Raw genomic sequence first — 26,881 nt, 5'->3', positions numbered from 1 at the left:
CCCGGCGGCGGCGGAAAACGGGTTGCCCACGGCGCCAGGTCTGACAGAGCATGACATCAGCGAGTCGTCCGATTCTGTCCGACGCCCGGCGAGGAGTGCTCCCCGACCATGCCCGCTGACACGGTGTCCTCAGGGCCCTCCGGCGACGGCCCCGGCACCGTTCCCGGCGCGTCCTCGTGGCGCTCGTTGTGGCGGCTGAGGTCCTACCTGCGGGCCTACGTCCCGCACATGGTCGTCTCCTGGTCGGCCGCGCTGCTCGGCATCGCGGCGGGCACCGTCCTCCCGCTGGTCGGCAAGGACATCATCGACGGCCCGGTGACCCACGGCGACCGGGCCGCGCTGCTGCCGCTCGGCCTGCTCGCCCTCGGCCTCGGCGTCGCGGAGGCCCTGCTGACCTTCGTGCGCCGGTGGGCGCAGGCGGGGCCGGTGCTCGGGCTGGAGGCCGCGATCCGCGACGATCTCTACCGCCACCTGCAACGGCTGCCCATGAGCTTCCACGGGGAGTGGCAGTCGGGCCAGCTCCTGTCCCGCGTGACCACCGACCTGTCGGCGATCCGGCGGTTCCTCGGGTTCGGCGTGCTGTTCCTGATAATGAACATCCTGCAGCTCTCCGCCGTGACCGTGGTGCTCCTGCGGATGTACTGGCCGCTCGGGCTGCTCGTCGCGGGCTCCTCCGTGCCGGTCGTGCTCCTGTCGCTGCGGTTCGAGCGGCGCTACATCCTCATCTCCCGGCAGGTCCAGGACCAGCAGGGCGATCTCGCGACGCTCGTGGAGGAGGCGGCGGTCGGCGTCCGCACCGTCAAGGCGTTCGGGCGGAGCGCGCATGTGTACGCCGGGTTCGACCGGGGCGCGACCCGCGTCCACGCGACCTCCCTGCGGAAGGTGCTGCTCTCCTCCCGGTTCTTCACCTTTCTCGAGGTCGTGCCCAACATCACCCTCGCCCTGGTGCTGCTGCTCGGCGCCGCGGCGGTCGGCGCGGGCGCGCTCACCGTCGGCATGCTCGTCGCGTTCACCACGCTCGTCCTGCAGCTCGTCTGGCCGGTCGCCTCACTGGGCTACATCCTGGCGATGGGCCAGGAGGCGATGACCGCGGCCGACCGGGTGGTCGAGGTGCTCGACACCACACCGGAGATCGTCGGCGGCCCCGAGATCGTCGAGCGGCCCCGCGGCCACGTCCGCTTCGAGGGAGTGGAGTTCCGCTTTCCCGGGACGGACCGCCCGGTCCTGCGCGACGTCTGGCTCGACATCCGGCCGGGGGAGACGGTGGCCCTCGTCGGGGCGACCGGATCCGGCAAGACGACGCTGGCCGCCCTGGTGCCGCGGCTGTGCGACGCCACCGGTGGCCGGGTCACGATCGACGGGCACGACGTGCGCGACCTGTCGCTGGAGTCGCTGCGGTCCGTCGTGGCCACGGCGTTCGAGGAGCCCACGCTGTTCTCCATGAGCGTCAGGGAGAACGTCACCCTCGGCCACCACGACGCCACCGACCAGGACGTGCGGGAGGCCCTGGAGATCGCTCAGGCGACCTTCGCGTACGACCTGCCATGGGGGCTCGACACCCGCATCGGAGAGCAGGGCATGTCGCTGTCCGGCGGCCAGCGGCAGCGGCTCGCGCTCGCCCGCGCGATCCTCGGCCGGCCGCGCGTCCTCGTGCTCGACGACACCCTGTCGGCCCTCGACGTCGAGACCGAGGCGCTGGTGGAGGAGGCGCTGCGGGCGGTGCTGGCCGACGCGACCGGGCTGGTGGTGGCCCACCGGGCCTCGACGGTGCTGCTCGCCGACCGGGTGGCGATGCTGCGGGACGGCACGATCGCCCACGTCGGGCGGCACACGGAGCTGCTGGCCTCGGTGCCCGAGTATCGGGCCCTGCTCGCCCAGGACGCCGACCTCGATCCCGAGGAGGCGCTGCGGTGAGCGGCGACTGGCGGGGCGTGGCCGCGGAGAACCGCGACGACATCACGGAGAGCGTCTCACTGCTGCTGCGGGCCCGCTCCCGGCGCCTGCTCGGCGATCTGCTCCGGCCGCACCGGCGGGCGATCGCCGTGCTGACCGTCGTCATCGTGATCTCCAACGGCGCCCAGCTCGCCCTGCCGTACCTGGTGAAAACGGGTATCGACAGCGGCATCCCGCCGCTGACGCGCGGCGGCGGGCCGGGCACGCTGATCGCCGTCGTCGCCCTGGTCCTGCTGGCGGCGCTGACCCAGGCGGTCACCCGGCAGGCGTTCCTGCGGATGTCCGGCCGGATCGGCCAGGACGTCCTGCTCGAACTGCGCCGCCGGGTCTTCGGCCATTTCCAGCGGCTGTCGCTGTCGTTCCACGAGAGATACACCTCGGGGCGGGTGATATCCCGGCTCACCTCGGACGTCGAGGCGATCTCAGAACTGCTGGAAGCGGGCTTCGACGGTCTGGTGACCGCGGTGCTCACCATGGGCGGCACCGCGGTCATGCTGCTGGTGCTCGACGTCCACCTCGGGCTGGTCGCGCTGGTGCCGCTGCCGGTGCTCATGCTGTTCACCCGCTGGTTCCGGCGCCGGTCGGGCGCCGCCTACCGGCGGACCAGGGAGGCCGTGGCCTTGGTCATCGTCCACTTCGTGGAGTCGATGACGGGGATCAGGGCCGTGCAGGCGTTCCGCCGGGAGCCGCGCAACCAGGAGATCTTCGAGCGGCTCAACGCCGACTATCTGGAGGCCAACTCCCGCGGGTGGCGTCTGGTCGCCGTGTTCATGCCCGGCATCAAGCTGATCGGCAACGTCACGGTGGCCGCCGTCCTGCTGTACGGCGGATGGCTCGCCCTCGACGGCAGGGTCACGGTCGGGGTGCTGGCCGCGTTCCTGCTCTACCTGCGCCAGTTCTACGAGCCCATGCAGGAGATCAGCCAGTTCTACAACACGCTGCAGTCGGCCGGCGCGGCGCTGGAGAAGCTGTCGGGGGTGCTGGAGGAGACACCCGACGTCCCCGAGCCGTCGCGTCCCGCCCCTCTTCCACGGGCAGCGGGCCGCGTGCGGTTCGACGCCGTCGAGTTCGCCTACGACGGCGGGCCGCCGGTGCTGCCGATGCTGGACCTGGAGATACCGCCCGGGCAGACCGTCGCCGTCGTCGGCGCCACGGGCGCGGGCAAGACGACCCTGGCCAAGCTGATCGCCCGGTTCTACGACCCGGTGGCCGGCCGCGTCCTGCTCGACGGCGTCGACCTTCGTGAGCTCGACGAGGCCACCCTGCGCCGCCACGTGGTCATGGTCACCCAGGAGAACTTCCTGTTCAGCGGGACGATCGAGGACAACGTGCGGTTCGGCCGGCCCGACGCGCCGATGGAGGCCGTCGTGGAGGCCGCCCAGGCCATCGGCGCCCACGGGTACATCTCCAGCCTGCCGGCCGGTTACCGGACGGAGGTGGGCAAACGCGGTGGCCGCATGTCGGCGGGGCAGCGGCAGCTCGTCGCCTTCGCCCGCGCGTTCCTCGCCGACCCGGCCGTGCTGATCCTGGACGAGGCCACCTCCAGCCTCGACGTGCCGACCGAGCGCCTCGTCCAGCGGGCGCTGCGTACCGTCCTGGCCGACCGCACGGCGCTGATCATCGCGCACCGCCTGTCGACCGTGGAGATCGCCGACCGGGTGCTCGTCATGGACGCGGGGCGCATCGTCGAGGACGGCCCGCCGGATCGCCTCCTGTCACTCTCCGGGCGGTTCGCCCGGCTGCACCGCGCCTGGATGGAGAGCCTGGCCTGACCGCGCCGCCCAGGCGCAGATGGCCGCCAGCGGCTCTCGCAGCGTGCGGCCGAGGTCGGTCAGGGCGTACTCGACGTGACGGGGCGGCGAGTCCTTCACCACCCGCCGCTCGACCATGCCGTCCGCCTCCATCCCCCGGAGCGTCTCGGTCAGCACCTTCTGCGTGATCCCCGGCAGGCGGCGGCGCAGCTCCGCGTGGCGCTGCGGACCGGCCAGCAGCGCGTAGAGAAGCAGCACCCGCCACTTGGCCGCGAACCGCTCCAGCGCCTGCCGGGTCGCGCAGGTCTCTTCCAGCACGTCCGGGATCACCGGGTCCATCGGGCCTCCCTTCCCGGTCCCGCCCGGAGGGCACCGGAAAGTGCCTTCTGGCCGGGGCGGCACGGCGCGCCTAGCCTCGTGCTCGGCCGCATGATCGGCATATCGACAGATCCGACACTAGACACGACGCAGGGGACAGGGGTCTCACTCATGGGAGATTCGACCATTCACACAGGGGTGCGGACCGGAGACCGGTCGCCGGTCACGGATGCCGGCCCGGGGGCTGAGCGGGAGGGTAGGCGGGAGGAGACGCGAACGGAGCGGGTGGTCTTCTCCGCCGGAGAGATCGAACTGGTGGGCGTGCTCCGGCTGCCGCGGGCGTCCGGACCGGTCCCCGCCGTCGCCCTGACGGGGCCGTTCACCGGGGTGAAGGAACAGGTCACGGGCCGGTACGCCGAGCGGCTCGCCGAGGCCGGCCTGGCCACGCTGGCCTTCGACCACCGTGGCTTCGGCGAGAGCGGCGGCCGCCGGGGACACGAGGACAGCCAGGGCAAGCTCGACGACCTGCGGGCCGCCGTCACCCTGCTCACGCGCCTGCCGGGCGTCGACCCCGGGGCGATCGGCCTGGTCGGGATCTGTCTCGGCGGTGGCTACGCGGTGCGGGCGGCGGCGGCCGACCCCCGGGTGCGGGCGGTCGCCGGGATCGCCGGAGCGTACAACAGCCCGGCGCGCTTCGCCGAGGGGATGGGCATCGACGCCTACCGCGCGGCGCTGGCGGGATTCGCCGACCGGTACGACGAGGAGGTGCCGGCCGTGGCCCCCGCCGGCGGCGAGGCGGCGATGCCGGGGGAGGAGCCGTACGCCTACTACGGCACGTTCCGCTCCGCCGCCCCCAACTGGGAGAACCGGGTGACCCGGGGATCGCTGCACAGCCTGATGACCTTCGACGCGCTCGGGGCCGCGCCGCTGCTCGGCCGCACACCCCTGCTGGTGGTGCACGGGAAGACCGACGCCTACTGCTCGCCCGAACTGGCCGCCGCGCTCGTCGACCGGACGCCCGGGCCGAAGCGGGCGGTCTGGCTGGACTGCCGGGAACACATCGACCTCTACGACGTGGAGCCGTACGTCGGCCGGGCCTGCGAGGAGACGGCCGCCTTCCTCCATCGGAGTCTCACGCCCGCCGGGTGAGCGGTGCGGAGAGCCGGGCCGCCGCGAAGTGCCCCGAGTGGGATTCGAACCCACACTGAATGGATTTTGAGGCCATCGACTCTGCCGATTGGTCTATCGGGGCTTTTGGGGATATATCCCCATTGTAGCGTCGCCATGGATTCCGGAGATCACTTTGGCCGCCCTGGCGTGGTTCCAATGTAGCGGACGTCGGTAACCTCTTGTGCGTGAGTACTCAGCGGCGAGTGGTGATCGCGGAAGACGAGGCACTGATCCGCCTCGACCTGAAGGAGATGCTCGAAGAGGACGGCTACGCCGTGGTGGGCGAGGCCGGCGACGGGGAGACCGCGGTGAAGATGGCCGCCGAGCTCCGGCCGGATCTGGTGATTCTGGACGTGAAGATGCCCGTGCTCGACGGCATCTCCGCGGCCGAGCGCATCGTCTCGGAGCGGATCGCGCCCTGTCTCATCCTCACCGCGTTCTCGCAACGCGACCTGGTCGAGCGGGCCAGGGACGCCGGGGCGATGGCCTATCTCGTCAAGCCCTTCACGAAGGGCGACCTGGTCCCGGCCATCGAGATGGCCGTGAGCCGGCACGAGGAGATCGCGGCCCTGGAGAAGGAGGTCTCCACCCTCTCCGAGCGGCTGGAGACCCGCAAGCTCGTCGAGCGGGCCAAGGGCCTGCTCATGACCCAGCACGGCTGGACCGAGCCGCAGGCGTTCCGGTGGATCCAGAAGGCGTCGATGGACCGGCGGATGAGCATGCGGCAGGTGGCCCAGATCGTGGTCAACGAGAGCACCGGCGAGGCGCGGCCCCCCGCGTGACGCCGGCCGGCCTCCCGGCCACCCCGTCCAAGATTTCCGGAAGCTCCCCGCACGGGCTCGCGGTGAAGCCGTGAGACCTGAGATGCGCTGGTCAGGACGGGTGGCCGGGTGTGTTGAGGAGTTATTACGACTCCGCATCCAAGTGTGGACAGTTCTGATGCATGCCTGGTCGTAGGCCACATCGGCTATGTACCTTTGCGCCAATCGATCGGGACCGGCCGGCGACCCCGCCGTTCCCGGGTCTGGATGAAGGAGATAGCTCGTGATCCGCTTTGCCCCCCTTGGGCGCGCGCTGGCCGTCGTCGCGGCGGCCGGACTCGCCCTGACGGCCTGTGGTGGTTCTGGTTCGTCCTCCGACGGCGACACATCCGCCGCCCCGACCACTTTGAAGATCGGGTTCATGGGTGACCTCTCCGGAGAGAACTCCGGCATTGTCATTCCGCCGAGGAACGGTGCCCAGCTTGCCGTCGACCAGTACAACGCCACCAATCCCAAGGTGAAGGTCGAGCTGATTCCCTACGACAGCCGGGCCGACGCGACCACCGCCGTCTCTCTTGCGCAGCAGGCGATCAAGACGGACAAGATCGTCGCTTTGGTGGGTCCCGCCTTCTCGGGTGAGTCGAAGCAGGCCGTTCCGGTCCTGGAGGAGGCGAAGATCCCGAACATCTCCGCCTCCGCGACCAACGTCGATCTGGCGAAGAACGGCTGGAAGTACTGGCACCGCGTGGTTCCGAACGACGGCGTGCAGGGCCCGGCCATCGCCGACTTCATCGTGGGCGCCGCCGCGGCGAAGAACGTCTTCGTGGTCGACGACAAGTCCGAGTACGGCAAGGGTCTCGGTGACGCCGTCCGCGGCGAGCTGAAGACGAAGGGTGCCACCGTCACCGACGACTCGCTCGACCCCAACGCCACCGACTACTCCTCGACGGTCAACAAGGTCGCCGCCGCGAAGCCGGACGCGCTCTTCTTCGGCGGTTACTACGCCGCGGCCGGCAAGCTGCTCAAGCAGCTCCGCGACAAGGGCGTCACCGCGAAGTTCTTCTCGGCGGACGGCTCGCTGGACAAGGGCCTCATCGAGGGCGCGGGCGAGCAGCAGGCCGAGGGCGCCCTCATCGGCTGCCCGTGCCGCATCCCGACCGCCGGCGAGACCGACGCGAACGTCAAGAAGTTCGCCGACGACTACAAGGCCAAGTTCGGCGCCGACCCGCTGATCTACGCCACCGAGGGCTACGACGCCATGACGGCCTTCCTCAAGGCGATCCAGAGCGGCGCGACCACCTCGGACGCGATCAACGAGGCGGTCGGCAAGTCGGACTTCGACGGCATCTCCAAGCACATCAAGTTCGACCCCAACGGTGAGCCGGCCGCCAAGTCGATCTACATCTACCAGGTGAAGGCCGGTCAGATCGGCCTGCTGGGTGACACGATGACGGCGAAGCTGGGCTGACGGAAGGACCAGCGCCAAGAGCAGTCAGTAGGGGGCGGGGACACGTCACAGGGCCTCCGCCCCCTTCGTCGCGTGTAAGTCACCCGGAAAGCAGAGCGCGTGTTCGATAACCTTCTCGGCTCGTTCTGGCCGTACACGATTGACGGCCTCATCCTGGGCGCGATCTACGGCCTCGTCGCCCTGGGCTACACGATGGTCTACGGCGTTCTCCGCCTGATCAACTTCGCCCACTCCGAAGTCTTCATGATCGGAACCATGGCGGCGGCCTTCGTCGTGATGACGATGGGGATCACCCAGCCGCTGACCGGGTTCGCCCTGGTGGGCGGCCTGCTGCTCATGGTGCTCGCCGGGGGCCTGGCCTCCGCGGGCTCCGCGGCGCTCCTGGAACGCATCGCCTATCGGCCGCTGCGCAAGCGGGGAGCGTCCCGCCTCGCGGCCCTCATCTCGGCGATCGGCGCGTCCCTGTTCCTCCAGGAACTGTTCGCCCTGGTGATCATCCCGCACGTCTTCAACCGCCCGCAGCAGGGCCGCAACCAGATGGGTGTGGCCCGCATCATGCAGAAGGACGTGCTGTTCACGATCGGCGGCGCGCAGATCAGGATCGACCAGGTCATCATCTTCGCGGCGTCCATCCTGATGATGATCCTGCTCGACCTCCTGGTGAACCGCACCAAAATCGGCCGGGCCATCCGGGCCACCTCGCAGGACCCGGAGACCGCGGTGCTGATGGGCGTGGACATCGACAAGGTCGTCCGCGCGACGTTCCTCATCGGCGGCCTCATGGCCGGCGTCGCGGGCGCCCTGTTCGTGCTCCAGTTCGAGGTCACCAAGTTCTCCATCGGATTCCTCCTGGGCATCAAGGCGTTCACGGCCGCGGTGCTCGGCGGGATCGGCAACATCCGGGGAGCGCTGGTCGGCGGCATGTTCCTCGGCCTGATCGAGAACTACGGCGCCGGGATCTTCGGCTCCGGGTGGAAGGACGTCATCGCCTTCACCGTCCTCGTCCTTGTTCTGATGTTCCGGCCGACCGGCATCCTCGGCGAATCCCTCCAGCAGGCGCGCGCATGAGTGAGACGACCTCGATGATCAAAGGTAGGAACCCCCTGCGGGCCGCGACGAGCGGCGTCCGCGACCGGTGGGCGGCGGCCCCCGGCTGGCAGCGGTGGATCGTCTACGCGGTGCTGTTCGTCCTGGCGCTGCTGCTGCCGTCCGACTCGCTCGCCCCGATCATGTCGCCCTACAGCGACTGGGCCAGCGTCCTGTTCTTCCCCATCGGCACCTTCGTGGTGCTCGCGATCGGCCTCAACGTCGTCGTCGGGCAGGCCGGCCTGCTCGACCTCGGGTACGTCGCGTTCTTCGCAATCGGCGGATACTCGATGGCGCTCCTCGGCACGAAGCTCGGCCTGAACTTCTGGGAGATCCTGATCGCCGGCGTCATCCTGTCGGCGGTCTCGGGTGTCGTGCTGGGCGCACCGACGCTGCGGCTACGCGGCGACTACCTCGCGATCGTCACCCTCGGTTTCGGTGAGATCGTGCGGCAGACGGCCGAGAACACCGACGCGATCGGCGGGCCCCGCGGCATCGCCGGCATCCCCCACCCGCCGAGCATCGACGGCGTCGAGATCTTCGGCGTCCAGATCTTCCACTACGGCGTGCTCGACCCCCGGCCGTACTACTACCTCCTGGTCGTCGTCGCCACCGCGATCATCATCCTGGTGAAGCGGTGGGAGAAGAGCAGGGTGGGCCGGGCCTGGGCGGCGATCCGCGAGGACGAGGACGCGGCCGAGGTCATGGGCGTGCCGACGTTCAAGTTCAAGTTGCTGGCCTTCGCCATCGGCGCGTCCATCGGCGGCGCCATGGGCGTCGTCTGGGCCGGCAAGACGATCTCCATCAACCCGAACGACTTCCTCTTCATGCTGTCCGCGACCATCCTCGCGGCGGTCGTGCTCGGCGGCTCGGGCAACATCCCGGGCGTGATCCTGGGCGCGTTCCTCGTCGCATGGCTGCCGGAGCGGTTCCGCGGCCTGTCCGACTACCGGATCCTGGCCTTCGGCGCGGCGCTCGTGGTGCTGATGATCTTCCGGCCGGAGGGCATCCTGCCGTCCCGGCGACGGAAGGCGGAGCTGGAGGAGGGGACCGGCGGTATGGGCAGCATGGGCGCAGAGGTGCCCGGCACCGAGGCCCAGCCCGTATCCGAGGGGGCATCCAAGTGAGCGACAAGCGCCCGCTGCTGCGGCTGGACAAGATCGTCATGCAGTTCGGCGGTGTCGTCGCGCTGCGCGAGGTCGAGCTGACGATCAACGAGGGCGAGATCTTCGCGCTCATCGGGCCGAACGGCGCCGGCAAGACGACGGTCTTCAACGTGGTGACCGGCGTCTACCGGCCCACCTCCGGGCAGGTCCTGTTCGACGGCGACCGCATCAGCGGCCTCAAGCGGTTCAAGGTGACCAAGCGCGGCATCGCCCGCACGTTCCAGAACATCCGGCTGTTCCACAACATGTCGGCGCTGGAGAACGTGATGGTCGGCGCGGACGCGCACCACCGGGCGGGCATGGTGAGCGTGGCGCTCGGCCTGCCCCGCCACCGGCGCGAGGAGCGCGAGGGCCGGGCGCTCGCCCAGGAGTTGCTGGAGTTCGTCGGCATCGGCCACCGTGCCGAGGAGACGGCGAGGAACCTGCCGTACGGAGACCAGCGGCGCCTGGAGATCGCCCGCGCGCTCGCCACCGAGCCCAAGCTGCTGCTCCTGGACGAGCCCGCCGCCGGCATGAACCCCGCGGAGAAGGAGTCGCTCCAGGGGCTCATCCGCAAGATCAGGGACGCGGGCCGCACGGTGTTGCTGATCGAGCACGACATGGCGCTGGTGATGGGCATCAGCGACCGCGTGGCCGTCCTGGACTTCGGGCAGAAGATCGCAGACGGCCTGCCCGCCGAGGTCCAGAGCGACCCGAGGGTCATCGAGGCGTACCTGGGGGCTCCGGCAGATGCTTCTTGAAGTCGACGACATCCACGTCCACTACGGCAAGATCGAGGCCATCAAGGGCGTGTCGCTCCAGGTCGACGCCGGTGAGATCGTCACTCTCATCGGCGCGAACGGCGCGGGCAAGACCACGACGCTGAAGACGATCTCGGGGCTGCGGCCGCTGACGTCCGGCCGTGTCCGGTTCGACGGCCAGGACATCAGCCGCCTCGCGGGGCACCGGCGGGTGATGGTGGGCATCGGGCAGTCTCCCGAGGGCCGCGGGGTGTTCCCCGGCATGACCGTGACCGAGAACCTCATGATGGGCGCCTACACGCGCAAGGGAGATCTCAGCAAGGACCTCGACGAGGTCTTCGAGCTTTTCCCGCGGCTCGCCGAGCGGCGCAACCAGGCGGGCGGCACCATGTCCGGCGGCGAGCAGCAGATGGTGGCCATCGGCCGGGCCCTGATGAGCAAGCCGAAGGTGCTGCTGCTCGACGAGCCGTCGATGGGTCTCGCCCCGATGCTGGTGGCCCAGATCTTCACGATCATCAAGGAGATCAACAACCGCGGCACCACCGTCCTGCTGGTCGAGCAGAACGCCCAGCAGGCGCTCCAGCTGGCGCACAGGGCGTACGTCCTGGAGACGGGCCGGGTGGTCAAGTCGGCTCCCGCGGCCGACCTGCTGGACGACCCGCAGGTGCGGGCGGCCTATCTCGGCGGGGAGCTCGGCGCGCACTGAGCGCCGGCGCCGCCACCGAGGCGAACGCAGAACCGAGGCGAACGCAGAACCGAGCGCTGAGCCGAACACCGGGCCGGGCCGCCGAGCGGTCCCGGCCCGGCACCCGGGCCCACGTCACGGCAGTGGGACGGGCACGCCCTTGGAGGGGCCGATGGCGCCGAGGGGCGGATCGGCGAAGAACCGGATGCCCGTTATCTTCGCGTCCTTCGGCACGTCGTACCAGAGATCGAACTCCATCCGCACGAAGCTGCCGACGAACAGCTCGAAGGGCTGCCGCTTGATGGTCTGCGCCTGGAAGTCGATGGAGAAGGTGCGCCCGTCGGAGGCCGTCAGGAGCTGCTGCTTGGCGTCGAACTTCTGGCTGGTCCGGTCGGTGCTCTCGATCAGCACCCGGACCCGGGCGTAGGCGCCCTTGGCGTTCCACTCCGCGTGGCTGCCGAAGAGGCTCGGCATGCCGTGGCTGTAACCCAGGACGCGGAACCGCATCTGACCGTCGATCACCGGCTCCGCCGTGACCACGGTCTCGTCCGCCCGCGCGGCCTCCGGGGGGATCACGTACGTCCGCGATGGGGTCGGCGAGGGGCTCGGGGCCGCCTTCCCGGGGTCGCCGGAGCAGCCGATCAGACAGGAGGCGGACACCAGACCGAGGAGCAGAACAGTCGTCCCACGCACGTCCGAACTCTAAGCCCGAGCCGCGGGGTCGTCGTGAGGGCCGGGTCAGGTGTTGCGCGTTCGTATCTTTCCGGTGATCCGGCTCTCTCCGGTGACCAGGCCGGGCGGCAGGCGGGCAGAGTCCGCGGGAGCCCGTGGAGGACCTTTGGGACCGTACACAGCTTCCCCGGCTCCGCACGTTGTCTACTCGGTCCCCCACGGACTCTGGAGCCACAACGGTAGCGAGCGTTGCGGCCGTCGTGCAAAGAGAGTCGTAAGCCGTTCCGATATATGGGTGAATGTAATCGGAGGTGGGTTTTAGCCGATTTGGCGGTGCCTCGGTCAGCCCGCGTCCCTGATCATGCAGGTCAGCCGGGCGGTGCAGATCGTCCGGTCGCTCCCGTCCGTGATCTCGATGGCGTACGTCGCCAGGGTGCGGCCGCCGTGGACGCGGGTCGCCACGGCTGTGACGTCTCCGGCCGTGGCCGACCGGTGGTGCGTCGCGTTGATCTCGATGCCGACCGCGATCCGGCCGGGGCCGGCGTGCAGGGTCGCGCCCATCGACCCGGCCGTCTCCGCGAGCACACACGAGGCCCCGCCGTGGAGCAGGCCGTACGGCTGGGTGTTGCCCTCTACGGGCATCCGGGCGACGACGCGTTCCGCGGTCGCCTCCACTATCTCGATCCCCATGCGCTCCGGCAGGTGGCCCCGCGCGGAGTCGTTCATGAGGGCCACGACGTCGTCGGGGTTCGTCAAGGTCAAGGGGACGCCTCCAGTGGGAAGAGCCTCGGATTCATGTCGTAGGGGGAGACTAGGCTGCGAGTGTGCCGAAGAGCGAAGCGACCCCCACCCGTCCGTGTCTGCTCCTGCTGGACGGGCATTCCCTTGCCTACCGCGCCTTCTACGCCCTGAAGGACGCGAACCTGATGACGACCGACGGGCAGCACACCGAGGCGGTCTACGGCTTCACCTCGATGTTGACCAACATCCTGAGGGACGAGCAGCCGAGCCACATCGCGGTCTGCTTCGACCGCAGTGAGCCGACCTTCAGGCACGAGGCGTTCGACGGCTACAAGGCGAACAGGTCGGAGACCCCGGAGGACTTCCGTGGCCAGATGCAGCTGATCTTCGAGCTGCTCGACGCGCTGCGCGTCCCCCGGCTGTCGCTGGCGGGCTTCGAGGCCGACGACCTGATCGCGACGCTGGCAACGCGGGCCGCGGGCGATGACATGAGCGTCCTGATCGTCACCGGCGACCGCGACGCCCTCCAGCTCGTCGACGAGCGGATCACCGTCCTCATGACCCGCCGCGGCATCAGCGACATGACGCGGTTCACCCCGGAGGCCGTGGCGGAGAAGTACGGGCTGACGCCCGCGCAGTATCCCGATTTCGCGGCCCTGCGCGGCGACCCCAGCGACAACCTGCCCGGCATCCCGAGCGTGGGCGAGAAGACCGCCACCAAGTGGATCTCCGAGTACGGCTCGCTCGACGAGCTGGTGCGGCGGGCCGACGAGGTCAAGGGCAAGGTCGGCGACAAGCTGCGCGAGCACCTCGGCCAGGTGATCCACAACCGCATGCTCACGGAGCTCAGGCGGGACGTCGCGGTCGACGCCGACATCGACGCCCTCCACATGGGCCAGTGGGACCGCGAGGAGGTCAACAAGCTCCTCGACTCACTGCAGATCCGCGGCGAGCTGCGCGAGCGTCTCTTCAAGACCCTCGGCACCACCGAGCCCGAGGCGGAGTCGGGCTTCGACATCGAGGTCACCGTGCTGGAGCCGGGCCAGGTCGCCGGCTGGCTCGCCACTCTGCCCGAAGACAGGGCGGGGCTGGCGTTCCAGGGGGTGTACGGCAGCGGCACCGGCCGGCTCGACGGGATCGCCATCGCCGGGCCGGCCGGCGCCGCGCACCTCGACCCGGCCAGGCTCACCCAGGAGGACGAGGCCGCCCTGGCGGCGTGGCTGGCCGACGAGACCCGGCCGAAGGCCGTCCACGACGCCAAGGGGCCGCTGCTCGCCCTGTGGGCCCACGGGCACGACCTGCGCGGGCTGACCTGCGACACCGCGCTGGCCGCCTATCTCGCCATGCCGGGGCAGCGGTCGTTCCCGCTCGACGACCTCGTGCTGCGTTACCTGCACCGGGAGCTGCGGGCCGAGGCCGAGCCGAACGGCCAGGCCTCACTGTTCGACGACGGCGACGCCACGGCCGCCCGCGACCTGGCTCTGCGCGCGCAGGCGGTCCGCGACCTGGCCGACGCGCTGGAGGAGCACCTGTCCAAGCGCGGCGGCACCCGCCTGGTCACCGACGTCGAGCTGCCGCTGGTGCGGGTGCTCGCCGAGATGGAGCGGGCCGGCATCGGCGCCGACCGGCAATACTTCGCGGCCTTGGAGGCCGAGTTCGGCGCGTCCGTCAAACAGGCGGTGGAGGCGGCCCACCAGGCGGTGGGAGACCAGTTCAACCTCGGCTCGCCCAAGCAGCTTCAGGAGATCCTGTTCGTCAAGCTGGCCCTGCCCAAGACGAAGAAGATCAAGACGGGCTACACGACCGACGCCGACGCCCTGGCCTGGCTGGCCCAGCAGACCGAGCACGAGCTGCCGACGATCCTCCTGCGGCACCGCGATCAGACCAAGCTCCGGACGACGGTCGAGGGCCTGATCAAGGAGGTCGGCGACGACGGGCGCATCCACACCACGTTCAACCAGATCGTCGCCGCGACCGGCCGGCTGTCGAGTGAGAAGCCGAACCTGCAGAACATCCCGATCCGCACCGTCGAGGGCCGCCGCATCCGGAAGGGCTTCGTCGTGGGGGAGGGCTACGAGACGCTGCTCACGGCCGACTACAGCCAGATCGAGCTGCGGATCATGGCGCACCTCTCGCAGGACGCGTCGCTCATCGCCGCGTTCGAGTCCGGCCACGACTTCCACAAGGCCACCGCGTCACGGGTGTTCGACCTGCCGCCGGAGCAGGTGGACGGCGAGCTGCGGGCCCGGATCAAGGCGATGAACTACGGTCTCGCCTACGGGCTGTCCGACTTCGGGCTCTCCGGCCAGCTCAACATCTCGGTGGCCGAGGCGCGGGCGCTCAAGGAGGAGTACTTCGAGGAGTTCGGCGGCGTCCGCGACTACCTCGACGCGATCGTCGCGCAGGCCCGCACGGACGGGTACACCGAGACCATCCTCGGCCGCCGCCGCTACCTGCCCGACCTCACCAGCGACAACCGGCAGCGGCGCGAGATGGCCGAACGGATGGCCCTCAACGCCCCGATCCAGGGTTCGGCGGCCGACATCATCAAGGTCGCCATGCTCAACGTCCAGAAGGCCGTCGAGCCGATGGGGTCCCGGATGCTGCTCCAGGTCCACGACGAGCTCGTGTTCGAGGTGGCGCCGGGCGAGCTGGACGAGCTCACCCGGGTGGTGCGGCAGCAGATGTGCGACGCCTACGAGCTGAGGGTGCCTCTTGAGGTGAGCGTCGGGGTCGGCGCCACATGGGAGGACGCCGGTCACTGACCGCCCGCCGCGCCCCTCGTACGGCCCCCTGAACGGCTCTCCGCGCGGCTTCCGGGCGCGGGGCCGGGACAGGTGGGGGAGAGGTCCGCGGCGGCGGCCTCCACCTCCAGGAGGCTCGCGGCGTGCCGCGCCGACTCGGCGGCGGCGCGCCCGCCCCGCAGCCCGAACAGGCGCTTGCTCAGTGCGATGTAGAGGACCGCGGCGATGTTGATCAGGAGGAGGGCGATCCGCAGGCCGGTGATCTTCACGGTCAGCTCGTGGATCTCGATTGGGACGAAGGCTGAGGTGACGATCACCGAGAAGTACTCGCCCCACCGCCGCAGCAGCCACAGGCCCGCGCCCTCGACGGTCAGCAGCGCGCCCAGGCCCAGCAGGGCCAGGCAGATCCACGCGAGGGTGCCGCTCCGGGTGGCCAGCACGGTCCGCAGCGTGTGCACCACCCCCGACTCGTCGACGTTCCAGCCGAGCTTCTCGGTCAGCGGCCTGATCAGGGGCAGGTCCTGGTCGAAGGCCCGCCGCACCGCGTCGTGCTCGGCCCGGAACCGCCACACGCCGTACGCGCCGGCGAACACGAGCACGGCCTTGAGCCAGCGCAGCACCGCGATCGCCCGCAGGACCGTGGCGTCGCGGAGCGCCTCCCCGCGCAGTACCACCGGGGCGTCCGCGGCGGGCCCCGACGCCCGTGGCGGGCCGACGGCGAAGTCTCCGCAGCGCAGGCAGCGCCACGCCTCCCCGGCCGGGGTCCGCACGCGCAGGCGGGAGCGCAGCGCCTCCTCGTCCGGCGCGTACGTCACGTGTCCCCGCCGCCCGCAGGCCCGCAGACTCCAGTCCACACAAGAATTGCAACACACGTGAATCGGGATAGGTGAGGGCACTAAGGTCAAATGACTGTGCGGAGCCTTGCCCGGATGACTGCCGTCGCGAATGTCTTCGTCGTCACGGTGGGCCTGACGGCGCTGGTTCTGCTGCCCACGCCCCACCGGGCGGCGCGCACCCAGGTGGTGCCCCGCCACCAGGTCGCGCCGCCCGTCGTCCGGACGCCGCCCCCCGCCACGGCCACCGTGGAGTCGGCCAGGAAGGTGAAGGCCAACGAGGTCGGCCTCGTTCCGGTGATCATGTACCACAGGGTGCTGCGCCACCGGTCCGCCTCGATCGACCGGACCCCCGCCCAGCTGCGCCGTGAATTGGAGCGGCTGGCCAAGGACCACTACGTGCCCGTCACGGCGGCCGACTTCGTGGCCGGGCGGATCGACATCCCCGCGGGCACTCACCCGGTGGTGCTGACGTTCGACGACGGGCATCCGTCCCACTTCGCGACGGACGCCGCTGGCCGGCCCCGCGCCGACACGGCCGTGGGAGTCCTCTACGACGTCGCCTCCCGCCACCCGGGTTTCCGGCCGGTGGCCACGTTCTGGATCAACCGGCGGCCCTTCGGCCTCACGGACCAGGCCCGGCAGAAGGCGGCGGTCGGCTGGCTGCGGGATCACGGGTTCGAGGTGGCCAACCACACCTACACGCATCCCGACCTGCGCCGCCTGCCGCCGAAGCGGGCCCGGGAGGAGATCGTCCGGCAGGAGCGGCTGCTCAAGAAGCTCGGGGTGACCTCCTCGACCACCTTCGCGCTGCCGTACGGCTCCCGGCCCAGGAAGGCGAAGACGGCCCGGGAGGGTAGCTGGGACGGGACCGGTTATCGTTTCCGTGGGGTTTTCCTCGCCGGAGCCGAGCCGACCGTTTCGCCCAACGCGAAAAATTTCCCGCGATACGCGATCCCGAGGATCCAGTCCAACGGAAAACACGGCGAATGCCGGCGCTGGTGCACGACGTACTGGCTCGACTGGCTGGACGAACACCCCCAAGAGAGGTATACGTCCGATGGTGACCCCGCCCATGTGTCCGTTCCCGGGAAACTGAAGGGCAGGGTGGCGCCAAGCAAGGCCAAAGCGGTCATCGCCTACTGACGGAACGCCAGTGGCTCACGGTGGTCCTACCGGATTGACCCCGCACGTCTGGTCTCATATGCTGATCGCTGCGTTGTGGGCTCGCGCGCGTCTCGGACGGAGCGGCTCGCGCTCGGTCATCCGTCGCTCTCGGAAATGATGTAGCCGCCGGTGAACGAAATAGGCCCGCCGCGCTTCGGTCACAACGACATCTGTCCGGTTCGGAGCAATTCCACACATGACGAGCAGCACTGAGGCCACCTCGAGCACCCCGCAGGTAGCGGTCAACGACATCGGTTCCGAGGAGGCCTTCCTCGCCGCGATCGACGAGACCATCAAGTACTTCAACGACGGCGACATCGTTGAAGGCACCGTTGTCAAGGTCGATCGAGACGAGGTCTTGCTCGACATCGGCTACAAGACCGAGGGCGTCATCCCCTCGCGTGAGCTGTCTATCAAGCACGATGTCGACCCGGCCGAGGTCGTCGAGGTCGGAGAGCACGTCGAGGCCCTGGTCCTCCAGAAGGAGGACAAGGAGGGGCGTCTGATCCTCTCCAAGAAGCGCGCGCAGTACGAGCGCGCCTGGGGCACGATCGAGAAGATCAAGGACGAGGACGGCATCGTCACCGGCACCGTCATCGAGGTCGTCAAGGGCGGCCTGATCCTCGACATCGGTCTCCGCGGCTTCCTTCCGGCGTCCCTGGTCGAGATGCGCCGCGTCCGCGACCTCCAGCCGTACGTCGGCCGTGAGCTCGAGGCCAAGATCATAGAGCTGGACAAGAACCGTAACAACGTGGTCCTGTCCCGCCGCGCCTGGCTTGAGCAGACCCAGTCCGAGGTGCGTCAGACGTTCCTCAACACCCTGCAGAAGGGTCAGGTCCGCAAGGGCGTCGTCTCCTCGATCGTCAACTTCGGCGCGTTCGTGGACCTCGGCGGCGTCGACGGACTGGTGCACGTCTCCGAGCTGTCCTGGAAGCACATCGATCACCCCTCCGAGGTCGTCGAGGTCGGCCAGGAGGTCACGGTCGAGGTTCTCGACGTCGACATGGAGCGCGAGCGGGTCTCGCTGTCGCTCAAGGCGACGCAGGAGGACCCGTGGCAGCAGTTCGCGCGGACCCACCAGATCGGCCAGGTCGTCCCCGGCCGGGTCACCAAGCTGGTGCCGTTCGGTGCGTTCGTCCGGGTCGAGGAGGGCATCGAGGGCCTGGTCCACATCTCCGAGCTGGCCGAGCGCCACGTGGAGATCCCGGAGCAGGTCGTGCAGGTGGGCGACGAGATCTTCGTGAAGATCATCGACATCGACCTGGACCGCCGCCGGATCTCGCTGTCGCTGAAGCAGGCCAACGAGGGCGTCGGCGCCGAGGTCGAGTTCGACCCCACGCTGTACGGCATGGCGGCCACCTACGACGACGCGGGCAACTACATCTACCCCGAGGGCTTCGACGCCGAGACCGGCGAGTGGCTCGAGGGCTTCGACAAGCAGCGCGAGGAGTGGGAGCGGCAGTACGCCGAGGCCCAGGCCCGCTTCGAGGCGCACCGGTCGCAGATCGAGAAGGCCCGCCAGGAGGAGGCGGCGGCCAGCGAGGCCGCTCCCTCGTCCTACAGCGGTGAGTCCACCACCCAGCAGAGCGGCGGTGGCGGTGCCCTCGCCTCCGACGAGGCCCTGGCCGCGCTGCGGGAGAAGCTGGCCGGCGGCCAGAGCTGATCACCGCTCTTCTGAGTACCGGAGAAAGGCCCCGCTACGGCGGGGCCTTTCCTCGTTGCGGGCCGTCGCCGTCCACAGGTTCCGCCGGGCCGGACCTCCGGCGGCGGCCCGCCGATAGGGTGATCGCGTGGTGGACATCGCGCGGGCACGGCCCGAGGACGCCGGGGAGATCCTGACCCTCCAGCGGGCCGCGTACGTGTCGGAGGCCCAGCTCTACGGCGACCCGTTCATCCCGCCGCTCGTCGAGTCGTTCGACCAGGTCGTCGCGGCGGTGGAGACAGGCACCGTGCTCAAGGCGATGGACGGCCCGCGCGTCGTCGGCGCGGTGCGGGGACGGATGTCCGGCTCGACCTGCCTGGTCGGCCGTCTGGTGGTCGCCCCCGACCGGCAGGGCCAGGGCATCGGGACCGCGCTGCTCGCCGCCCTGCACGAGTCGTTGCCCGACGCCGTCGCGTTCGACCTGTTCACCGGCCACTTGTCCGGCGGCAACCTGCGGCTCTACCGGCGGCTCGGCTACCGGGAGACCCACCGGGAGCGGCTGCAGGACCACCTGACCCTCGTTCACCTCCGCCGCGGCCCCGAGTAGGCTGCGGGCGTGCTGAGGGTAGGTCTCACGGGCGGCATAGGGTCCGGCAAGAGCGAGGTGTCGCGGCGGCTCGCGGCTCGTGGCGCCGTCGTCATCGACGCCGACGCGATCGCCCGCGAAGTCGTGGAGCCGGGCACCCCCGGGCTGGCGGAGATCGTCACCGCCTTCGGCGACGGGGTGCTGCGCCCCGACGGCCGGCTCGACCGCGAGACGCTCGGCTCCATCGTGTTCGCCGACCCGGAGCGGCGCGAGACTCTCAACGCCATCGTCCACCCCAAGGTCGGGGCGCGAGCGGCGGAGCTCGAGCGATCGGCGCCGCGGGACGCCGTCGTCGTCCACGACGTGCCGTTGCTCGCGGAGAACGGCCTCGCACCCCGGTACGACCTGGTGATCGTGGTGGACGCCCCCGGCGAGGTGCGCGTCCGGCGGCTCACGGAGTCCCGGGGGATGACGGAGCGCGACGCCAGGGCCAGGATCGCCGCCCAGGCGTCCCGGGAGGACCGGCTGCGGATCGCGGACATCGTCATCGCCAACGAGGGCTCCATCGGCGACCTGGACGCCCGGGTGGGCGAGGTGTGGGAGACCCTGCTCTCCCGTCTTCCGGCGCAGGCACATGCCGAGGAGCAGGTGCAAGAGTAGGTGCAGGCGTGCTGCGGCGGCTGAGCGCACTCGACTGGGTCCGGATCGGCCTGTTCGGCGCGGGGATCGTCTTCGTGCTGACCGGACTTCTGCCGGAGGACACCGCGCGGGAGAGCCTCGGCCGCATCGCGCCCCTGCTGCTGAACCTCGACACCACGGCCTGCTGACCCCCGGTCATGCTGGTCCTCGCCCCCCGCGCCAAGATCGCGCCGCTGCCGCTCGCGATGACGACGGTCTGGCTGGCCAGCACCGCCAGCCTGCTGCTGCCGGTCTCCAACGAGCAGGTGATCCCGGCGACCGGCCACACGCGCCTGCTGTCGCTGCTGATCGGGAGGCGGCGGGAACCGCCGGTCAGCGTGACGGGGCGTCGCCGTCCACGTCCGGCACGATGTCCATCACGATCTTCCCGGAGAGGCGGCGGCCGAGGAGGGCGTCCGCGGCCTCGCCGATCCGCTCCCACGATCCCCGCCACGCCACTCGCGTGGACAGCGTCCCGGCCACGAGCATCCCCACGAGGAGCTCCAGGTCCGGGCCGGGCGTGGAGACGTTGCCGAACGAATGCAGCGACCGGGCGGGCCCCAGCGAGAAGCTCCAGCCGGGAGAGAGGACGGCGGGCTCGCCGGAGGCCCATCCGATGCTCTGCAGGCCCCCTCCCGGCCGCAGCAGTTCCCAGCAGCGGACGAGATGGGGCCCTCCGACGAGTTCGAGCACCGCGTCGACCGGCCGGACGCCGTCCAGGCCGACCACGACCTCGTCGGCACCCAGTTCGCGCAGCCCTTCGGCGCGTCCCGGCGCGCCCACCGAGGCGATCACGTACGCTCCCGCGCGACGCGCCAGCTGTACGGCGAAGTGCCCGACTCCGCCGGACGCGCCGGTGATCAGCAGCCGCCTGCCGAGGAGCGGCCCGGCGGCGCGGACCGTTCGCAGCGCGGTGAGCCCCGCCAGGGGCAGCGTCGCGGCCTCGGCCAGGTCGGCCCCGGGCGGGACGGCGGCCAGCGAGCCGGTGGGGAAGGCGGCCCGCTCGGCCCACGCGCCCATGCCGAACGCGACCACCCGTGTGCCCACCGGAGGGCCACTGCCGTCGGCCGCCTGCCCGACCACCACGCCGGCCGCGTCGTAGCCCATGACCGAACCTGCGGGCAGGACCGCAGTGTGCCTGACCTCGCCGTGGTTCGCCGAGGCGTGCCGCACCTCCACGAGGGCCGCATCCGGTCCGGGTACCGGATCGGCGACGGCCGACATCCTGGGCCCCTCCGCTGTCGCGATCAAGGCGCGCATCGTCGCTCCTTTCGTGCCGAGATCCGGACCATCGGTCCGCTTTGATGGGTGCGAGAATAGCGGGACCAGTGGTCCGCTTTCAAGGGGGTCGATTGTCCGGGGAGCGCGCGGACGCCGCCCGCAACCGCCTGGCCGTGCTGCGGGCGACCGAAGAACTGCTCGCGCAGAGTGGTCCCGAGCTGTTCTCGCTCGATCAGGTGGCGGCCAGGGCCGGGGTGGGCAAGGGCACGGTGTTCCGCCGGTTCGGGAACAGGAGCGGGCTGTTCCAGGCGCTGCTCGCCGAGAGGGCGGCCCGGCTCGCGGAGGCGGTCGCCTCGCCGGGCACGGAGCTCGGCCCGGGGGCGCCGCCGCGACGGCGGCTGCTCGGGTTCCTCGACGAGCTGAGCGACCTCGCGGGACGCAACGTGGCCCTGTTCACGGCGCACGAACGGGTGTGCGCCCAGGACCGCTACGCCGATCCCACGTACGTCCGCTGGCACCGGCACCTGACCGGGCTGCTCATCGAGCTGCTCCCCCCGGGAACCGATCCGGAGTTCGCCGCCCACGCCCTGCTCGCGCTCTTCGACGGCGACCTGGTACGCCACGTCGTGGAAGCGGGCGGAGTGGATCGGCTCAGGCGGTCGGTGCGCGGGTACGCCGAGACCCTGTTGCGGGCCTGACCGCTCCCGTATGTAGACGCCGACCAGAACATGAGGCGGAAACGTTGTGGGAACCCGCATGCGCCGACTGGAATGCCGGGGTATGGGATCGACCCATGACAGATGAAGGCAAGGCATCGACGGGATCCGAGGAAGAGGCGGCCGTCCCCGCGGGGCGCCGGTTCCCGGCCGGAGACCTGGCGAGGGTCGCCGTCTTCGCCGCGCTGATCGCCGTGCTCGGGCTGCCGGGCACACTGAACGTCTTCGGCGACGCCGTGCCGATCACCCTGCAGACGCTGGGGGTCATGCTCACCGGGGCGATCCTCGGCACCTGGCGCGGCGCGCTCGCCGTCGCGGTGCTGCTCGTGCTCGTCGCCGCAGGGCTGCCCCTGCTCGCGGGCGGCCGGGGTGGGCTCGGCGTGTTCACCGGCCCGTCCGCGGGCTTCCTGATCGGATGGCTCCCCGGCGCGGCCGTGACGGGATGGATCGTGGAACGCGGCGGCCGCGCGCCGGGCACCGTCCGGCTGCTGGTCGCCTGCCTGCTGGGCGGCGTGGGCGTCGTCTACCTCCTCGGCGTCCCGGTGCAGGCCGCGGTCACCGGCCTCTCCCTGGGCAAGACCGCGCTCCTGAGCGCGGCCTTCCTGCCCGGCGACGTGGCGAAGGCGATCCTCACGTCCGTCGTGGCGCGGGGCACGCAACGGGCCTACCCCGACGCGGTCCCCGCCGTCCACAGGGAGCGACTCCGCGCCGGGGGGCGATGATCCCGTGCCCGTCGCCGCGCTCGTCCTCCGGCACGCCTCCGAACGCCCTGACCGCGTCGCGGTGAGCGGCCCGGGAGGAGACCTCACCTACGCCGCGCTCGCCGAGATGGTCCGCGGCGCCGCCCGCGGCCTGCTCGGCCGCGGGCTCGGCCCCGGCACGTCGGCCGCCGTCAGCCTGGCCGACCCCGCCGATCTCCTCGTCACCGTGCTCGCCGCCGACCTGGCCGGGGTCACACCCCTGCTGTGCGACCCCGGGTGGGACCGGGACCGGCGGGCCCGGGTCATGCGGGCCGTGCCCGCCGACGCCCTGCTCGACACGCCGCCCGCGCCCGCCGGAGGGCCGTCCACGGCGGCTGTGACGGAGGCGGCGCTCCCGGATCACCGTCCCGCGCCGGGCGACCTCACCTGGGCCTGCTTCAGCTCCGGCAGCACCGGCAGGCCGCGCGCGGTGGTGCGGACCCGCGCGTCGTGGACCGCGTCGTTCCCGCACGTCGACGAGCTGACCGGGATCGGCCAGGACGACGTCGTGCTGATCCCCGGCCCGCTCGTCTCCTCCCTGTACGGCTTCGCGGCGGCGCACACCCTTTCGGCCGGAGCGACGGCGGTCGTCCCCGGCCGGTGGCCGGCCGGGTCACCGGCCCCGTACCTGCGCCGGGCCACCGCCGTCCACGTGGTGCCGCACCGGCTCCCCGCCGTGCTCGACGCCCTGCGCGAGACGGGAGGACCGTTGCGGACGGCCGTGGTCGGCGGGGCGTCGCTGCCCCCCGAGACCCGTGACCTGGCGGCGCGGGCCGGGGTGCGCGTCGTGTCCTACTACGGCGCCACCGAGCTGTCGTTCGTCGCCCTGGACGCCGACGGCGCGGGCCTGCGGCCGTTCCCCGGCGTCGAGATCGACGTCAGGGAGGTGCCCGGGCAGGAGCTCGGCGAGGTCTGGGTGCGCTCTCCGTGGACGGCGGAGGGCTACCTGGGCGACGCGACGGGCCCGCTGCGCCGGGACGGCGGCTGGTTCACCGTCGGCGACCTCGCGGAGCCGTACCGGCCCGGCGAGGTGCTGCGGCTGCGCGGCCGCGGAGACGGCGCGATCCAGACGGGCGGCGCCACCGTCGTCCCCGAGGACGTCGAAGAGGTGCTCAGGAGGGTGCCGGGAGTGGGCGACGTGGTCGTGGTCGGCTCACCGCACGCCTACCTGGGCGCGGTGGTCACCGCGGTCGTCGAGGGGGACGCGTCGCGGGCGGCGCTGGAGTCGGCGGCGCGCGGCGAGCTCGACGTGGCGCAGCGGCCCCGGCGCTGGTACGCGGTCCGCAGCCTGCCCCGCACGCCCGCAGGGAAGCCGGCCAGGGGCCTCATCGCGGCCCGGCTGGCCGACGGGGACGCGCGATTCCCACGGCTCTCCTGACATGAGGGACGAACCGATCATCGTGGCGGCCCGCCGTACCCCCATCGGCACGGCCGGTCACGCCTTCCGCGCGGTGCCGGTCGACGGGCTGGCCGCGCCGGTCGTCGCGGCGGTCGCCCGCGACGTCGCGGACCTGGGCCTGCCCGTCGACGACGTGGTGCTGGGCAACTGCACCGGGCCCGGGGGAGACGTCGCCCGGATCGCCGCGCTCGCCGCGGGCCTCGGCCACGACGTCCCGGGCGTGACCGTCGACCGCCAGTGCGGCAGCGGGCTCGCCGCGGTCCTGCTGGCCGCGCAGGCCGTCCGGGCGGGGGAGGCGGCCCTTGTCATCGCCGGAGGCGTGGAGAGCGCCTCCACGGCGCCCGCCAGGGCGCACCGCCGTCCGGGAGGCGAGGCGGTGCCGTACGACCGGGCGCCCTTCGCGCCGGAGGGATACCCGGACCCGGACATGGGCCCGGCCGCCGAGGCGCTGGCCGCCGCGCGCGGCGTGACCCGGGAGCGGCAGGACGCTTACGCGCTCCGCAGCCACACCCGGGCGCTCGCGGCCAGGGACGCGGGCCGCTTCGACCGGGAGATCGTGCCGATCGAGGGCCGGACGGCCGACCAGCGCCCGCGTTCCCTGCGGGCGGCATCGCTGGCCCGCCTGCCTGCGGCGTTCGTCCCCGGCGGTACGGTGACGGCGGGCAACTCCTCCCCGGTGAGCGACGGAGCGGCGGCCGTCGCCGTCGTCCCCGGACGGCTGCGGGCCGGCCTGCCCGGGCTGCGGCTCGTGGCGGGGGCCGTCGTCGGCTGCGACCCGGCGCTTCCCGGGTGGGGGCCGGTGCCCGCCGTCCGGCGCGTCCTGCGGCGGGCCGGAGTGGAACTGGATCGAGTGGCGGCGGTGGAGATCGTGGAGGCGTTCGCGGCGCAGGTGCTCGCGGTGACCGACGAGCTGGGGCTCGACCCCCTGGGCGCCGACGCCGACCGGGTGTGCGCCGACGGCGGCGCGCTCGCCCTCGGTCATCCCTGGGGCGCCAGTGGGGCGGTGGTCGTCGCCCGGCTGTTCGGCCGGCTGGCCGCCGCGGGGGCGCCGCCGGGGACACTGGGCCTCGCGGCGGTCGCGGTCGGCGGCGGCCAGGGGCTCGCGGCCCTCTTCGAGGTGGTCTGAGTGCCGAGGTGGTCTGAGTGATCGAGCTGACCGACGTCCACGTACGGCTCGGGCAGCGGGACGTGCTGCGCGGCGTGACCGCCACGCTCGCCGAGCGCCGCGTCGGCGTGGTGGGGGCCAACGGCTCCGGCAAGAGCACGCTCGCCCGCCTCCTCAACGGCCTGGTGCTGCCGACCTCGGGCAGCGTCACCGTGCACGGGCTCGACACCCGCCGCCAGGCGGCGCGGATCAGACGCCGCGTGGGGTTCCTGTTCACCGACCCCGACGCACAGATCGTGATGCCGACGGTCGCCGAGGACGTGGCCTTCTCGCTGCGGCGCAAGGGGCTGCCGCGGGCGGAGGTCGAGCGCCGGGTGCGCGAGGTGCTGGCCGGGCACGGCCTCGCCGAGTACGGAGATCACCCGGCGCACCATCTGTCCGGTGGCCAGAAGCAGCTGCTCGCCCTGTGCTCGGTCCTGGTGCTCGAGCCCGACGTCCTGGTCATGGACGAGCCGACGACCCTGCTCGACCTGCGCCACTCCCGGCAGGTGGCCGCCGTGCTGCGCGGTCTTCCGCAGCAGGTCGTCGTGGTCACCCACGACCTGGCGCTGCTGCGGGACTTCGACCGCGTGCTGGTGATCGACCAGGGGCGCGTCGTCGCCGACGCCGACCCCCGGACCGCCCTCGCCCACTACGAGGCGATGATGTCGTGAACGGGCTCACCGGCGCCTACGTCCGGGGCGGATCACCGCTGCACCGGCTCCCCGCCGGGGCCAAGCTCGCGGGGCTCGCCGCGTCGTGCACGGCGCTCGTGCTGCTGCGGTCGCCCGCGAGCCTCGCGGGCGCCGCGGCCGTCGTGGCGGCGCTGTACGCGATCTCCGGGGTGGGCGCGGCGGCCGCCTGGGCGCAGATCCGGCCGGTCCGCTGGTTCGTCGTGTCCCTTTTCCTCCTGCAGCTGCTGCTGGCGGACGCGGCCGGCGCGGTCTCCTCGTCGCTGCGCGTCGTGCTCGCCGTCGCCCTGGCCGGCCTCGTCACCCTGACCACCCGTACGGCCGACCTGATGGCCTGCCTGGAACGTTGTCTCGCCCCGGCGGCGCTGGTGGGCCTCGACCCGTTCCGCCTGGCGCTGCTGCTCTCCCTCACGCTGCGCAGCGTGCCTGTCGTCGCCGGGCTCGTCACCCGGGTCCGGGAGGCCCAGCTGGCCAGGGGCGTCGAGCGGAGCCCGCGGGCCTTCGCCGTGCCGCTCGTGGTGAGCGCCCTGCGGCACGCGGACGCGCTGGGCGAGGCGCTCGCGGCCCGCGGCCTCGACGACTGAGCCGCACCGGCACAGTGGCGGCACAGTGGCGGCACAGTGGCGGCACAGTGGCGGCACAGTGGCGGCACAGTGGCGGCACCGTGGCGGCACCGTGGCGGCACCGTGGCGGCCGCATGCCGCTGGAGGCGGCCGGACGCGACCGGAAATGTCGGTGGGTACGCATAGGTTGGACAGTGTCGCGGGTGGAGCGGCCCGGGCGCGGCGGCGGCGGGGCGGCGGCTGGG

Annotated in this window: 26 protein-coding genes and 1 tRNA gene; 21 read left to right on the top strand and 6 right to left on the bottom strand. The window is 71.6% G+C overall.

Annotated features, from left to right (window positions below):
• Positions 1-108: 108 nt before the first annotated feature.
• Entirely contained in the window at positions 109-1,914 is a 1,806-nt protein-coding gene (locus JOL79_RS00490; RefSeq protein ID WP_210153587.1) for an ABC transporter ATP-binding protein, read from the top strand.
• Positions 1,911-3,725: an ABC transporter ATP-binding protein gene (locus JOL79_RS00485; RefSeq protein WP_210153586.1), complete on the top strand. Its 1,815-nt coding sequence runs from the start codon at positions 1,911-1,913 to the stop codon at positions 3,723-3,725. Before JOL79_RS00490 ends, JOL79_RS00485 begins: the two co-directional genes overlap by 4 nt.
• Here JOL79_RS00485 and JOL79_RS00480 read toward each other — a convergent pair.
• A complete protein-coding gene (locus JOL79_RS00480; RefSeq protein ID WP_210153585.1) occupies positions 3,669-4,043 on the bottom strand; it encodes a winged helix-turn-helix transcriptional regulator in 375 nt (124 codons plus the stop codon). The two genes, JOL79_RS00485 and JOL79_RS00480, sit on opposite strands and share 57 nt — an antisense overlap.
• Positions 4,044-4,193: 150 nt before the next feature.
• Here JOL79_RS00480 and JOL79_RS00475 point away from each other — a divergent pair, with 150 nt between their 5' ends.
• Positions 4,194-5,171, top strand: coding sequence for an alpha/beta hydrolase (locus tag JOL79_RS00475; RefSeq protein ID WP_210153584.1), 978 nt, complete (start codon positions 4,194-4,196; stop codon positions 5,169-5,171).
• A 29-nt stretch (positions 5,172-5,200) separates the two neighbouring features.
• On the opposite strand, the gene JOL79_RS00470 is transcribed toward JOL79_RS00475, so the two are convergent.
• Positions 5,201-5,274, bottom strand: a tRNA-Leu gene (locus tag JOL79_RS00470).
• A 103-nt stretch (positions 5,275-5,377) separates the two neighbouring features.
• On the opposite strand from JOL79_RS00470, the gene JOL79_RS00465 reads away from it, so the two are divergent.
• From JOL79_RS00465 to JOL79_RS00440, 6 genes are all read left to right on the top strand, one after another.
• Positions 5,378-5,974 carry an ANTAR domain-containing response regulator gene (locus JOL79_RS00465; protein ID WP_307848208.1) on the top strand — a complete coding sequence of 199 codons (597 nt, stop codon included), beginning with the start codon at positions 5,378-5,380 and terminating at the stop codon, positions 5,972-5,974.
• A 262-nt stretch (positions 5,975-6,236) separates the two neighbouring features.
• Positions 6,237-7,421, top strand: a complete 1,185-nt coding sequence (locus JOL79_RS00460; RefSeq protein ID WP_307848207.1) for a branched-chain amino acid ABC transporter substrate-binding protein — start codon at positions 6,237-6,239, stop codon at positions 7,419-7,421.
• 99 nt (positions 7,422-7,520) lie between these two features.
• On the top strand, positions 7,521-8,489 hold the full coding sequence (locus tag JOL79_RS00455; protein WP_210153583.1) for a branched-chain amino acid ABC transporter permease: 969 nt from the start codon (positions 7,521-7,523) through the stop codon (positions 8,487-8,489).
• The gene (locus JOL79_RS00450; protein ID WP_210153582.1) at positions 8,486-9,634 is read left to right on the top strand and encodes a branched-chain amino acid ABC transporter permease; all 1,149 of its coding nucleotides are present in this window, start codon (positions 8,486-8,488) and stop codon (positions 9,632-9,634) included. The genes JOL79_RS00455 and JOL79_RS00450 overlap by 4 nt, the downstream gene beginning before the upstream one ends.
• Positions 9,635-9,672: 38 nt before the next feature.
• Complete coding sequence (locus tag JOL79_RS00445; RefSeq protein WP_210154140.1) at positions 9,673-10,413, top strand: ABC transporter ATP-binding protein; 741 nt, start codon at positions 9,673-9,675, stop codon at positions 10,411-10,413.
• Positions 10,403-11,119, top strand: a complete 717-nt coding sequence (locus JOL79_RS00440; RefSeq protein ID WP_210153581.1) for an ABC transporter ATP-binding protein — start codon at positions 10,403-10,405, stop codon at positions 11,117-11,119. The genes JOL79_RS00445 and JOL79_RS00440 overlap by 11 nt, the downstream gene beginning before the upstream one ends.
• A gap of 114 nt (positions 11,120-11,233) precedes the next feature.
• Here JOL79_RS00440 and JOL79_RS00435 read toward each other — a convergent pair whose 3' ends face one another.
• A complete protein-coding gene (locus JOL79_RS00435) occupies positions 11,234-11,791 on the bottom strand; it encodes a DUF4352 domain-containing protein (protein ID WP_210153580.1) in 558 nt (185 codons plus the stop codon).
• 321 nt (positions 11,792-12,112) lie between these two features.
• Positions 12,113-12,496, bottom strand: coding sequence for a PaaI family thioesterase (locus tag JOL79_RS00430; protein WP_210154139.1), 384 nt, complete (start codon positions 12,494-12,496; stop codon positions 12,113-12,115).
• A gap of 98 nt (positions 12,497-12,594) precedes the next feature.
• Here JOL79_RS00430 and polA point away from each other — a divergent pair, with 98 nt between their 5' ends.
• Complete coding sequence (gene polA / locus JOL79_RS00425; protein WP_210153579.1) at positions 12,595-15,276, top strand: DNA polymerase I; 2,682 nt, start codon at positions 12,595-12,597, stop codon at positions 15,274-15,276.
• On the opposite strand, the gene JOL79_RS00420 is transcribed toward polA, so the two are convergent.
• Positions 15,270-16,109 carry a DUF2127 domain-containing protein gene (locus tag JOL79_RS00420; RefSeq protein ID WP_210153578.1) on the bottom strand — a complete coding sequence of 280 codons (840 nt, stop codon included), beginning with the start codon at positions 16,107-16,109 and terminating at the stop codon, positions 15,270-15,272. The genes polA and JOL79_RS00420 overlap by 7 nt on opposite strands.
• Before the next feature lie 75 nt (positions 16,110-16,184).
• Here JOL79_RS00420 and JOL79_RS00415 point away from each other — a divergent pair, with 75 nt between their 5' ends.
• The 5 genes from JOL79_RS00415 (at position 16,185) to JOL79_RS33600 (ending at position 20,310) form a co-directional block, all read left to right on the top strand.
• Entirely contained in the window at positions 16,185-17,234 is a 1,050-nt protein-coding gene (locus JOL79_RS00415; RefSeq protein WP_230983996.1) for a polysaccharide deacetylase family protein, read from the top strand.
• Positions 17,235-17,451: 217 nt separating this feature from the next.
• Positions 17,452-18,918, top strand: a complete 1,467-nt coding sequence (gene rpsA / locus JOL79_RS00410) for a 30S ribosomal protein S1 (RefSeq protein WP_210153576.1) — start codon at positions 17,452-17,454, stop codon at positions 18,916-18,918.
• Positions 18,919-19,045: 127 nt separating this feature from the next.
• Positions 19,046-19,504 carry a GNAT family N-acetyltransferase gene (locus JOL79_RS00405; protein ID WP_210153575.1) on the top strand — a complete coding sequence of 153 codons (459 nt, stop codon included), beginning with the start codon at positions 19,046-19,048 and terminating at the stop codon, positions 19,502-19,504.
• Positions 19,505-19,513: 9 nt separating this feature from the next.
• Entirely contained in the window at positions 19,514-20,143 is a 630-nt protein-coding gene (gene coaE / locus JOL79_RS00400; protein WP_210153574.1) for a dephospho-CoA kinase, read from the top strand.
• Between the two features lie 8 nt (positions 20,144-20,151).
• The gene (locus JOL79_RS33600; RefSeq protein ID WP_230983995.1) at positions 20,152-20,310 is read left to right on the top strand and encodes a hypothetical protein; all 159 of its coding nucleotides are present in this window, start codon (positions 20,152-20,154) and stop codon (positions 20,308-20,310) included.
• Between the two features lie 184 nt (positions 20,311-20,494).
• On the opposite strand, the gene JOL79_RS00390 is transcribed toward JOL79_RS33600, so the two are convergent.
• The gene (locus JOL79_RS00390) at positions 20,495-21,421 is read right to left on the bottom strand and encodes a zinc-binding dehydrogenase (RefSeq protein WP_210153573.1); all 927 of its coding nucleotides are present in this window, start codon (positions 21,419-21,421) and stop codon (positions 20,495-20,497) included.
• Positions 21,422-21,513: 92 nt separating this feature from the next.
• Between JOL79_RS00390 and JOL79_RS00385 the strand changes: the two genes are divergently transcribed.
• The 6 genes from JOL79_RS00385 to JOL79_RS00360 all read left to right on the top strand — a co-directional run bounded on the left by JOL79_RS00385 (position 21,514) and on the right by JOL79_RS00360 (position 26,657).
• Positions 21,514-22,080 carry a TetR/AcrR family transcriptional regulator gene (locus JOL79_RS00385; protein WP_230983994.1) on the top strand — a complete coding sequence of 189 codons (567 nt, stop codon included), beginning with the start codon at positions 21,514-21,516 and terminating at the stop codon, positions 22,078-22,080.
• A 95-nt stretch (positions 22,081-22,175) separates the two neighbouring features.
• Positions 22,176-22,820: a biotin transporter BioY gene (locus JOL79_RS00380; protein ID WP_210153571.1), complete on the top strand. Its 645-nt coding sequence runs from the start codon at positions 22,176-22,178 to the stop codon at positions 22,818-22,820.
• A 4-nt stretch (positions 22,821-22,824) separates the two neighbouring features.
• Positions 22,825-24,216: a class I adenylate-forming enzyme family protein gene (locus JOL79_RS00375; RefSeq protein ID WP_210153570.1), complete on the top strand. Its 1,392-nt coding sequence runs from the start codon at positions 22,825-22,827 to the stop codon at positions 24,214-24,216.
• Position 24,217: 1 nt separating this feature from the next.
• Positions 24,218-25,363 carry a thiolase family protein gene (locus tag JOL79_RS00370; protein ID WP_210153569.1) on the top strand — a complete coding sequence of 382 codons (1,146 nt, stop codon included), beginning with the start codon at positions 24,218-24,220 and terminating at the stop codon, positions 25,361-25,363.
• Between the two features lie 17 nt (positions 25,364-25,380).
• The gene (locus JOL79_RS00365; RefSeq protein WP_210153568.1) at positions 25,381-26,055 is read left to right on the top strand and encodes an energy-coupling factor ABC transporter ATP-binding protein; all 675 of its coding nucleotides are present in this window, start codon (positions 25,381-25,383) and stop codon (positions 26,053-26,055) included.
• Positions 26,052-26,657, top strand: a complete 606-nt coding sequence (locus tag JOL79_RS00360; protein ID WP_210153567.1) for a CbiQ family ECF transporter T component — start codon at positions 26,052-26,054, stop codon at positions 26,655-26,657. Before JOL79_RS00365 ends, JOL79_RS00360 begins: the two co-directional genes overlap by 4 nt.
• The last annotated feature ends 224 nt before the right edge of the window (positions 26,658-26,881 follow it).

The sequence above is a fragment of the Microbispora oryzae genome (assembly GCF_017896165.1).
GTDB classification, from domain to species: domain Bacteria; phylum Actinomycetota; class Actinomycetes; order Streptosporangiales; family Streptosporangiaceae; genus Microbispora; species Microbispora oryzae.
Note: the sequence above shows the minus strand (reverse complement) of the source record. Positions and strands in the feature narration are given on the sequence as shown.

Bases quoted from the DNA above. Each gene is read 5' to 3' on its own strand.
- JOL79_RS00490 (WP_210153587.1), top strand. From the start codon at position 109: ATGCCCGCTGACACGGTGTCCTCAGGGCCCTCCGGCGACGGCCCCGGC.
- JOL79_RS00480 (WP_210153585.1), bottom strand. From the start codon at position 4,043: ATGGACCCGGTGATCCCGGACGTGCTGGAAGAGACCTGCGCGACCCGG.
- JOL79_RS00475 (WP_210153584.1), top strand. From the start codon at position 4,194: ATGGGAGATTCGACCATTCACACAGGGGTGCGGACCGGAGACCGGTCG.
- JOL79_RS00450 (WP_210153582.1), top strand. From the start codon at position 8,486: ATGAGTGAGACGACCTCGATGATCAAAGGTAGGAACCCCCTGCGGGCC.
- JOL79_RS00445 (WP_210154140.1), top strand. From the start codon at position 9,673: ATGCAGTTCGGCGGTGTCGTCGCGCTGCGCGAGGTCGAGCTGACGATC.
- JOL79_RS00440 (WP_210153581.1), top strand. From the start codon at position 10,403: ATGCTTCTTGAAGTCGACGACATCCACGTCCACTACGGCAAGATCGAG.
- JOL79_RS00430 (WP_210154139.1), bottom strand. From the start codon at position 12,496: ATGAACGACTCCGCGCGGGGCCACCTGCCGGAGCGCATGGGGATCGAG.
- JOL79_RS00415 (WP_230983996.1), top strand. From the start codon at position 16,185: ATGACTGCCGTCGCGAATGTCTTCGTCGTCACGGTGGGCCTGACGGCG.
- rpsA (WP_210153576.1), top strand. From the start codon at position 17,452: ATGACGAGCAGCACTGAGGCCACCTCGAGCACCCCGCAGGTAGCGGTC.
- JOL79_RS00390 (WP_210153573.1), bottom strand. From the start codon at position 21,421: ATGCGCGCCTTGATCGCGACAGCGGAGGGGCCCAGGATGTCGGCCGTC.
- JOL79_RS00380 (WP_210153571.1), top strand. From the start codon at position 22,176: ATGACAGATGAAGGCAAGGCATCGACGGGATCCGAGGAAGAGGCGGCC.
- JOL79_RS00370 (WP_210153569.1), top strand. From the start codon at position 24,218: ATGAGGGACGAACCGATCATCGTGGCGGCCCGCCGTACCCCCATCGGC.